Raw genomic sequence first — 8,963 nt, 5'->3', positions numbered from 1 at the left:
GCTAGCGGAGCGTTTGCTCGTCTGCTACCGCCGTTGCGATTATTCCTTGTAGGGATATTATTGTATAGATAGAATTTTCTATCTAAGTGGATAGGATAAACTTTTATTTCTTTCAGGAGTATTTTTTGTCTAGTACTATATTATAAATAGTATTGATCTTAATATATTTTTATCGCTTGTGGGGATATTATTTACCAAAGTAGCTCTTTTATCATAGATAGAGCAACCTCTTAGCCTATCCATTTTAAGGATATTTTTTATGTGTAGCCTTGCTTTTGATATTTTGGGCTTTACTCTAATAGAATGCTTGAGTATCGAAAAGGTATTCAATCTATTTAGGTATAGAAGAAAGATTGAAGTATTGAGGGTGGCTACCCCTCATTTTTTAATCGCTCTCCCATATTTTAAAAGCCTTTGGCTATCTTAATACTATATAAGAAAATAGCATGGCTTCCTTTATACTTTTAAAGAAGCCTCTAAGCCTTTGACTTTTTATCTGCAAATGAAAGCAAAAGAAGAGATTAATAAATTTGAGCTAAGAAGCTTTTAAGATCTTTCTAATATAATCCCCTTGTTCATAAGGACGAAGAAGGCTTTAAGCTTTTATCTATTTTTATTTGTTCTTTGCCTCAAAGAACAAACATCTTACAGATAGGCGCTTAAGGCATTTAGTGAAAATGTATTAATCAACCTCCTTAAGATTTTAAACCTTGAGCTGCTACAAGGCTTAAGCTAAATTTCTTGAGGTTTGAAACTTCTTAACTCATTTTTGCTTATTATTTAAAGCTTCCTTAAGAGGCGATTTTATATAGTTTTTTAAAAGACTATATATGGATATTCTGTAATCGAGTGTTCGGGGGAATTCCGGGGGTTGTATAAATTCAACGCAGGACACTACTTTATATTACTAATTAAATCGCAAATTCTATGATTGATCGTTTATATCTAGAAGCCAAAAATAAGTAAGGATATAATAAGAATAAGAGATTTCATGAAAAATAAAATTTACTTTATTGCCGCCGTTATAATATTATTTGCGTGGATATTTTATCTATATAAAGAGCAAAGCGCCTCTTGCGATATAAAAGATCTTTTTATGGGCAATTCTGAAATAACAAAAGAGTGCAGAATTGCTATAATAAGGCAATTTGAAAAGAACGGTAACCCGCGCGCATATAAGCGATTGAGTTTGGTTTATGGAAAAATTTTAAGCGAAAGACCAACAGAAGAGGTTTTAAATGAGCTAGATCAAGAAGAGATAGAATTTTTAAAAAAATTGTATCCTGATTCAGAAATTTTATCTAAAGAGTTGCCAAGCAGAAAATAATCAATTTTTATAAATATAAATTTGTCATAAAGATGGCTAAATGTTTAATAAAGAATGAAAAAAAGGATAGGTGATTGATGGACTTAGAGCTTTTATACCAAAATTCAACGAATTCTGACAAATTCAGCATCAATTCGTTTGTCGGAAAATTTATCTATCAAAAAACTTGGTCGGATTGCGACTATTGGGAGTTGGATAAAACTTTAATGCAGATTTTGAACTTTTATCATAACAAAACGCTTCCAAGAGAAATTTTCATCGCAATACTAGCGATATTTAATGATGTTATCGGCGTGGAGGACAAATCGGAAATTTATGTAAGCAATATATTGTGTGCGAAAAACAGCGACGGCGTAGTGCCTAGCATATATGATAGATTTGAAAGATTAAAGGTTCTGTGCAACAGCATCGTATTCAAAGAAGAATTTAGCAATAGCGGTTTTTGGTATGCTCCAAAGGATTAATGCAATGAATCTTGTAAATTTTTATCGAAATACCGCATTTGATGATAGATATGATGCAAATTCGTTCATAGGTATGATTTTGGATTATAATTTATGGTCCGATGATGAATATTGGAAATTAGAAGCCGATTTAAAAAAGATTTTGCAGCATTATAAAAACAAAGAGTTGGACCCAGAAATAATGCAAGGCATTATTTCTATCTCTAATGATATATTTCTAAACGGAAGTTGGCGCGACGTAGATATAGACGCAAAAAGCGAATATTTTAAAACGTATGAATATCAAGAAGATATAAAGCCAAATATTTGCGATAGATTTCGCCGTATAAAAAGCTTATTATTGGCGGTTGCATCGGGAGATGAAAATTTTTATAAAATCAAATTTTTCTATGAAAATTGTACGCTGGAGTCTTGTGCTAAAAATAGCAAAGACGGTGCGGTAGTTAAAATTCCATTAAAAGGAAATGCGATTTTAAATGAATAAAAAGACGATTTTAACTATTTTATCGGGAATAGTCGAAGATGGCGATTATATCTCTTTATGGGAGATCGTTTGGGAATTAAATTCTATTAACGTTGCCAATTCGCTTAAAGTGGTGAAAGAAATTTTATTGTTTTTATACGAGCAAGGTTATATAAGATTATTTAGTTCAAACTGGGGTTATGATACAGAAATGAAAGAGATATGTGATAAATCTGAAATTTTAAATATTTTAAGAGATGATAAAAATTATGAGCCGGTCGGCGTAAATAGCAAATACTTTTGTGTGACCGAAACGCAGCAAGGAAGAGCTTATTATGCAAAACAGGGCTAAAATATGAAAACAATAGTTTGGACGGTATAAAATGAGAGTAAAAGCGCTTGATCTAAATTTAAGCCCGTGCGTCTATTTCTTTAGTAAAGCGGAAGATTTTAGGTTTAAGATTTTTAAAGATTTTCAAGCTGTAAGCGGGAAAAGACCGCTGGATTTTTATGAGCTTGAGGCGTTTAGCCTAATGAAAAGCACCGAAGTCTATGAGACCGACTCTATCGCTAGCACATTAATTCATAATTTTAGTTTATGCGATGAGGATCTAAGAGATATTTTAATAATGCTATTTGGGCAGTTTTATCTAAATAATTTCATAGATACCGACATAAAATATAAAACTAGCACTAATATAAATTCAAATATGAAAAAATTTGAAGAATGGAAAATTTTAAGAGAAAATTTCTTTTATAACTTAGATAAATTTATAGCTCGCTCATGCGAACCCCCGAAAAATTATACTCACGCAGACGGCGCCTTTTGGGAGGAGCCGAATCGGTGGTGCCATCATAATATGTATATGTTTATCACGGAGTGCGGCAAAAAATATTATGATGAAATTTTAATTCCGAGCCTTTACAATAAGTACGAACGCATAGAGGTTGGTATCGACAAAGATGGAAGTGTAACAAAGTGGTACGGGACATGAAATTTAGGAGAATAAGCATTTTTAAGCCATTTTATTCTAGCCGTATAAAATTTGTAGTATTAAATTTAGATTTTCAAAATAGACGGCGATGAGAAATAAATTCGAGAAAAGAAGCGAATGAGATATAACGATCTGATATTTTTAAATTTATTCAGTAATTACGAAGATGAATTTGCGGGAGTCGGTCGGTGCGACTTTGTAATTTATTTGGAAGAGTTAGTTAAGGCTGGAGAATATGGTATAGCGCTGGAAGATTTTTTAGTTCAAATGTATGAATATGATATAAAAATTTCTTCTAACGACTTAACAATTATAAAAAATTTATGCGAAGGCGTGAATATAGGTAGTAATTTATGGTCGATTCTAAGCATTAAAGCGGCGGGTGATTAAAATACACCCAAAAGGAGCTCATTGTGATAGAGGAATATATAAAAATAATAGAGGATTTTTTGCAAAACAGAATCGACGTATTTGAATTCGAAAAGATATATTGGGATAAATTTATGAATGATAAAAATTTCCCCGATGAATATTATGAGCCGCTTAATAGACTTCTTACGGACATCGATGAATTCGAACCAGACGAAGAGTTGAGGGGTGATGATACGGTAGGCGATTCATTAAGTGAAGAGGATCTAAGGGGATGCGCGAAAAAGGCTTTAAAACAAATTACGCTTTTAAAATAGTAGTTTTATAAAATGATAATTTTTGCGAGAATTTTAAAAATATATTACGATATAATGCGCGCAAACTCACATCCCAATAAAAGGAAACCCAAATGCAAATTGACGGAAAAAAGATATTTAATAAAGGTACGCTTTTATTTAGGCTATGTCTAATGGCTTCTTTTGAATTGCAAGAGAAAAATATTGCACACCCAACATTGAAATGCTATTTATCACCTGGAGAAATGGTAGATATGCTATATTTTTCTTGTGAGCAGGCTTTGAAAGAGGAATTTGAATTTTGCTTCCTGTCGTACGAGAGGGATGCGCTAAGAGAACTTATGGAGCTTATGGATAAATATCTTAAAGACGACAGCTTGCTGGAAGGCATAGGCGAATATCTAGTCTATCATAATAAATCCTGGATAGAGGTTAGAGAACTAGCTCTAAAAACAATCCATATTTTTGGATACGAGCTTGATGACTTTGACTACGACCCTGATTGAGGTCGAAAACTATATCTCGATAAAAGGAAACCCAAATGCAGAAAAAATAATGCACAAAAGGCTTTTATTGTCGAGCCTTTATATTGTCTTGCATCGAGAAAACATCAGATTAGATATATAGATAATTCCGCTATCGATGAATATGCAACATCGGGCGAATTAGTCGAATATGTATATAATCCTCTAGAGATGGCCCAGAGACCGGAATACAAATTTCTATTTACAGAAACAGAACTAAAAGCCATAGCAGAGTATAAAGAGATGATCGATTATTTTTATAGCAAATATAACTACGATGAGATATATGATAATGCGCCTGAAATTTGGAAAAAGATAATGGGGAAGTCATTAAAACTACTGAATATACTTGGTTTCACTCTTGACGATTTTTATGAGTGTGGGGATTTAAAATCCAAAACCAACGAAACCCACATCCCAATAAAAGGAAACCCAAATGCAAATTAACGGAAAAGAGATATTCGAGAAAGGCGGTCTTATGTATAATTTATGTCGCATGGCCTCTTTTGAATATCAGGACAAATATATCGTTCATCCCACAATCTACGAATATGAAAGCCCATCTGAAATGGCAGATATTTTATATACCGAATGCAAAAATGCTTTATTGGAGCGGTTTAAATTTTGCTTCCTGCCATACGAGAGAGATGCACTAAGAGAACTTTTGGAGCTCATAGATAGATACTTTAAAGATTAAAGCTTGCTAGAAGGCATAGGTGAGTATTTGGTATATCACAATAAATCTTGGATAGAGGTCAGAGAATTAGCTTTAAAAACTTTACATATTTTCGGATACGATTTGGACGACTTCGACTATGATTAAGTCCGAGAAACCATATAGAATAAAAGGAAACTCAAATGCAAATTAACGGAAAAGAGATATTTAGGAAAAGCGGGCTTATGGTTAATCTATGTCGTATGGCTTCTTTGGAATATCAAGTTGATCATTTAGTGCATCCTGCAGTTGAATATTACGAAAGCCCATCGGAAATGGTAGAATTTTTATATACCGAATGCAAAAACGCTTTATTGGAGCAATTTAAATTTTGTTTCCTGCCATACGAAAGGGATGCACTAAGAGTACTTGTGGAACTTATAGATAAAAATTTTAATGACCGCAGCTTATTAGAGGCAGACGGTTACGAATACCTAGTCCATCACAATCCATCCTGGATAGAGGTCAGAGGGCTAGCTTTAAAGACATTGCATATTTTCGGCTACAAACCATATAGCTTTAACTATGATTAGACCCGGATTAGACTTAGCAGAATGAAATTTATCCTATATATCTTTAATCTGCTGCTATATCTAAGCGCCTGGGCTCTGCTTGGTTATATACAGCGAAAATAAAACCGACTCCGCGTAAGCGAATAGTTTTATTTCTGGTTGCGCTTAGTTGCGCTGCATCATATCGCACGCCGCAACGACGCATTTAACGCCGTCAGGCTGCGTTAATCGCTACGTCGCGACGCATACTACCGCTGCGCCTTAAATCCTTGCGCCCGAGTCGCCTAGACCATCTTACCGACGAGTTTTTCTTTAAATTCCTTATAAATTTCAGGACCTGCGTGTTTGTATTCGCTCGTTAGCTTGTTGTGGAATTCCGCCATATCGCCGCCGCTTTCGCGGTAGAGCTTGATCGCGTTTCGCCTTACGGCGCCGTCTTTTAGGTCGCTATCGTAGGCGATGCTCGCGTATCGCGTCCGCGCGCCGTCTTTGATCTCGCGGTAGGCCTCGCAGCCCTTGGCTCTGCCGAGCTTTGCGACGCATGCGGCATAGAGGGCTTGTAGGCTCACGCACTGCGGGATCAGCGCCTCCGCCGCGGCAATGTCTGCTTTGGCGATTTTAGAATTTGTAGCCTTTTGTTCCTGTTGTGCGGCCTTCGGCTCCTGTTTCGCGATTTTGGGCTCCTGTTTCGATGCTTTTGTCCCTTGCTTTTGGGCCTTTGGCTCCTGCTTTGTAGCTTTCGGCTCCGCTTTTTGGGCTTTTTTCTCCGCCGCACCGCTTGTTTTGCCTTGCTTTGCGCCCGCTCCTGCGGCATGCGAGGCTAGACTGATCTTTTCAAATTTCGGATTTTTGCGGTAGTTTAGATTATTAAAAAATTCTATCACGTCGTCGTAAAATTTATCGTTGCTGACGATGCCGATCTTGCCCTCCTGCCCGCAGAGCTTGCCCATCAGAAATACGATGATCTTATCGGCGAAATCTTTTCTTTGCTTGCCGATCGTAAAGACCTCGCCTATGCTAACGCCCATCTTGGATAGGCGCGCAAGGGTCAAGGCGCCGATCTTTTTGGCGGTGTTGGAGACGATATTTAGCTCATCGCCCTCTTTGAGATTTACGACGTCGAATATATTATCGACGTCGATATTTTCGTCGTCTATGATAAAGTGCGTCAAAGTTTTTCCTTTAAATTAAATTTCAATGCCCGCGCTCGCGCAAATTTCATCTCTAAAGCGCGCGAAAGGCTTCATCGCAGGCTGGTTTTGCAGATGCTCGCCGATGGGCTTTTGCATCCACGCCATATCGTACCAGCGGCCGAATTTATAGGCGCAGCGCTCGAATCTGCCGACGAAGCGAAAGCCCATGCGCTCGTGAAATCGCACGCTAGCGTCGTTTAGATATTCGTCATTCCCGCAAGCGATGCACGCGTTCATATCTACGATGTTTTGAGCCCTAAGCGCGCGCTGTAGCGCCTCGTAGAGCAGCCTGCCGATGCCCAGAGCATGCGCGTTTCGCGACACATAGACCGAGCTTTCCGCCGACCAATCGTATGCCGCCCGCTCTTTGAAAACCGAAGCGTAGGCGTAGCCGAGGATTTGCCCGTGTTTTAAATTTACGTGGCTTTGTTTTACCGCGACGATTAAATTTGCGCCATTTTGCTTCGCCGCGGCGTTTGTGCGATCTCGCGCTTCGTCTACGGGCGAAATTTCACTCTCTGCGCCTGCCGCGCTTGCGGAAATTTTAAAATTTTCATTCCGTTCGTCGTCCGCGCATGCTGCCTCATCGCTTACGTAGGCAAGCAGATAGGGGTATCTTTGCAGCGTCTGCTCGATTCGCCCCGCAAATTCCGTGGCGCTGGGTACGTCGTATTCAAAGCTGATCGCCGTTTGCTTTACGTAAGGCGCGTAAATTTCAAGCAGCGCATCCGCATCTTGCGGCGTTGCGAGCCGCAGTTTTATCAGCACCCGATCTCCTTTAAATTTAGCCGTTTTTGCATAATTTCGGTTTTTAAGCTTATCTAAATTTGCCGCCGCGTTTCGGCTTTTAATTCGGGTCAAAATTTCATCTCGCACGCAAAAAGGCTAAATTTCAGAGGCGTGTTTGAGCGCGTAAATTTTAAAATTTAACCCGCGTCTTTTATTCGCCGAAAAGCCTCCAAAACTCGGGCGCAAATTTCGTCGGCGCAAATTCTATGATCTCGTATTTTGCGACGCTGTTTTGAAAGAACGGATCTTGCGCGATGATCTCATCAAGCTCCGCGCGGTCTTTGGCGTTGATTAAGATGATGCCGCCGGTGCGAGGGACTTTGCGCCCCGAGCAGATAAATTTATCCGCCGCATAAAATCGGTCTAAAAACGCGTTGTGCTCGTTGATGAAGCGATCGATTTCGCTAATTTCTTTAACGTAAGTGAGGTTTGCAATAAACATTTTGATCCTTTGTGAGATTTGAAGCGCGATTTTAGCATAAAATTCCAACGGATAAAATTCCCATTGGAATTTTCGCGCGCTACGTTATAAAAAATATCGGCGAAATTCCGATTATCGCGCAACCAAGTGCTGCATAGCGAAGCTTTATCGCAGCAAGCGCGCAGATGTTTGCGAGCGTGAAAAGAAGCGGCGGAATTTGCGCCTGAAAGCTCGGCAGAGCAAAGTTTAAAAACGCAAGCAGCGGCGTATCGAGCGCGCCGCCGAGCCCGAATAGATGCAAAAATATGCTTAGCGGATAAAAGATCACGAACACGTATCCTAGCGGCATGACGCTAAGCTGCTGCAGCGAAGCGGTCGGGAAGAAATAATAGACCGCTACGTTCATGCTGAGCCAAACGTAGAGGTTAAAAAGTATGACGTTCTGCCAGAGCTTAAATTTAGGCGCGAAGTGGTGTAGGTAGAGGAAAATATACAGCACGCCCAGGCAGGAGAAATAAAATCCGATCGAAAAGGCTAAATGCGGGAAAAACGCAAGCAGAAGCGCGATCGTTAGGAAGAGGTTCGTAAATTTAAGCACGTAGAAATTTCGCATCGCGAGGTAAAACCCCACGCAGCACATCGCAAGCGAGCGCAGAAAGCTCGGCGTAAAATCGAGCACGAAGAGATATCCGCTCATCAGCACGATCACAAAGACGCTAAGATCGCGCCTCGCGCTGCGGTACGGAAAGTATCGATCTTGAAAATAGCGGTAGATCGGCATTGCAAGCAGAAAGACTGTGCTAAAGATAATGCCCAGATGAAAGCCGCTGATCGAGATGATGTGCGCTATGCCCCAGTTCGTCACGCTAGCGCGCAGCGGTTTTGAAATTTCGGT

General features: G+C 39.2%; 14 protein-coding genes. 10 read left to right on the top strand and 4 right to left on the bottom strand.

Annotated features, from left to right (window positions below; translation table 11 throughout):
* Positions 1–991: 991 nt before the first annotated feature.
* The 10 genes from Q0274_RS02155 to Q0274_RS02110 all read left to right on the top strand — a co-directional run bounded on the left by Q0274_RS02155 (position 992) and on the right by Q0274_RS02110 (position 5,686).
* Positions 992–1,327 (top strand): hypothetical protein, encoded by a 336-nt coding sequence (locus Q0274_RS02155; protein WP_298027329.1) that lies wholly within the window; start codon positions 992–994, stop codon positions 1,325–1,327.
* A 77-nt stretch (positions 1,328–1,404) separates the two neighbouring features.
* The gene (locus Q0274_RS02150; RefSeq protein ID WP_298027332.1) at positions 1,405–1,791 is read left to right on the top strand and encodes an Imm41 family immunity protein; all 387 of its coding nucleotides are present in this window, start codon (positions 1,405–1,407) and stop codon (positions 1,789–1,791) included.
* A 4-nt stretch (positions 1,792–1,795) separates the two neighbouring features.
* The gene (locus Q0274_RS02145) at positions 1,796–2,275 is read left to right on the top strand and encodes an Imm41 family immunity protein (RefSeq protein WP_298027327.1); all 480 of its coding nucleotides are present in this window, start codon (positions 1,796–1,798) and stop codon (positions 2,273–2,275) included.
* A complete protein-coding gene (locus Q0274_RS02140; RefSeq protein ID WP_298027325.1) occupies positions 2,268–2,606 on the top strand; it encodes a hypothetical protein in 339 nt (112 codons plus the stop codon). The genes Q0274_RS02145 and Q0274_RS02140 overlap by 8 nt, the downstream gene beginning before the upstream one ends.
* A gap of 31 nt (positions 2,607–2,637) precedes the next feature.
* Positions 2,638–3,249 carry a hypothetical protein gene (locus tag Q0274_RS02135; RefSeq protein ID WP_298027323.1) on the top strand — a complete coding sequence of 204 codons (612 nt, stop codon included), beginning with the start codon at positions 2,638–2,640 and terminating at the stop codon, positions 3,247–3,249.
* A 117-nt stretch (positions 3,250–3,366) separates the two neighbouring features.
* Entirely contained in the window at positions 3,367–3,639 is a 273-nt protein-coding gene (locus Q0274_RS02130) for a hypothetical protein (RefSeq protein WP_298027320.1), read from the top strand.
* Between the two features lie 23 nt (positions 3,640–3,662).
* On the top strand, positions 3,663–3,935 hold the full coding sequence (locus Q0274_RS02125) for a colicin immunity domain-containing protein (RefSeq protein WP_291939734.1): 273 nt from the start codon (positions 3,663–3,665) through the stop codon (positions 3,933–3,935).
* Between the two features lie 233 nt (positions 3,936–4,168).
* Entirely contained in the window at positions 4,169–4,420 is a 252-nt protein-coding gene (locus Q0274_RS02120; RefSeq protein WP_298027317.1) for a hypothetical protein, read from the top strand.
* A gap of 454 nt (positions 4,421–4,874) precedes the next feature.
* Positions 4,875–5,135: a hypothetical protein gene (locus tag Q0274_RS02115; RefSeq protein WP_298027315.1), complete on the top strand. Its 261-nt coding sequence runs from the start codon at positions 4,875–4,877 to the stop codon at positions 5,133–5,135.
* A 161-nt stretch (positions 5,136–5,296) separates the two neighbouring features.
* Positions 5,297–5,686 carry a phytanoyl-CoA dioxygenase gene (locus Q0274_RS02110; protein WP_298027312.1) on the top strand — a complete coding sequence of 130 codons (390 nt, stop codon included), beginning with the start codon at positions 5,297–5,299 and terminating at the stop codon, positions 5,684–5,686.
* Between the two features lie 263 nt (positions 5,687–5,949).
* Here the strand turns inward: Q0274_RS02110 and Q0274_RS02105 are convergent, their stop codons facing one another.
* The 4 genes from Q0274_RS02105 to Q0274_RS02090 all read right to left on the bottom strand — a co-directional run.
* A complete protein-coding gene (locus Q0274_RS02105) occupies positions 5,950–6,837 on the bottom strand; it encodes a hypothetical protein (protein WP_298027309.1) in 888 nt (295 codons plus the stop codon).
* Positions 6,838–6,852: 15 nt separating this feature from the next.
* Positions 6,853–7,626, bottom strand: coding sequence for a GNAT family N-acetyltransferase (locus Q0274_RS02100; RefSeq protein WP_298027306.1), 774 nt, complete (start codon positions 7,624–7,626; stop codon positions 6,853–6,855).
* Positions 7,627–7,798: 172 nt separating this feature from the next.
* Complete coding sequence (locus Q0274_RS02095) at positions 7,799–8,089, bottom strand: YciI family protein (protein WP_298027303.1); 291 nt, start codon at positions 8,087–8,089, stop codon at positions 7,799–7,801.
* A 79-nt stretch (positions 8,090–8,168) separates the two neighbouring features.
* A partial coding sequence (locus Q0274_RS02090; RefSeq protein WP_298027300.1) for a ComEC/Rec2 family competence protein occupies positions 8,169–8,963 on the bottom strand: 795 nt, incomplete at its 5' end.

It is taken from the genome of uncultured Campylobacter sp., from assembly GCF_937973075.1.
Lineage (GTDB): Bacteria > Campylobacterota > Campylobacteria > Campylobacterales > Campylobacteraceae > Campylobacter_B.
Note: the sequence above shows the minus strand (reverse complement) of the source record. Positions and strands in the feature narration are given on the sequence as shown.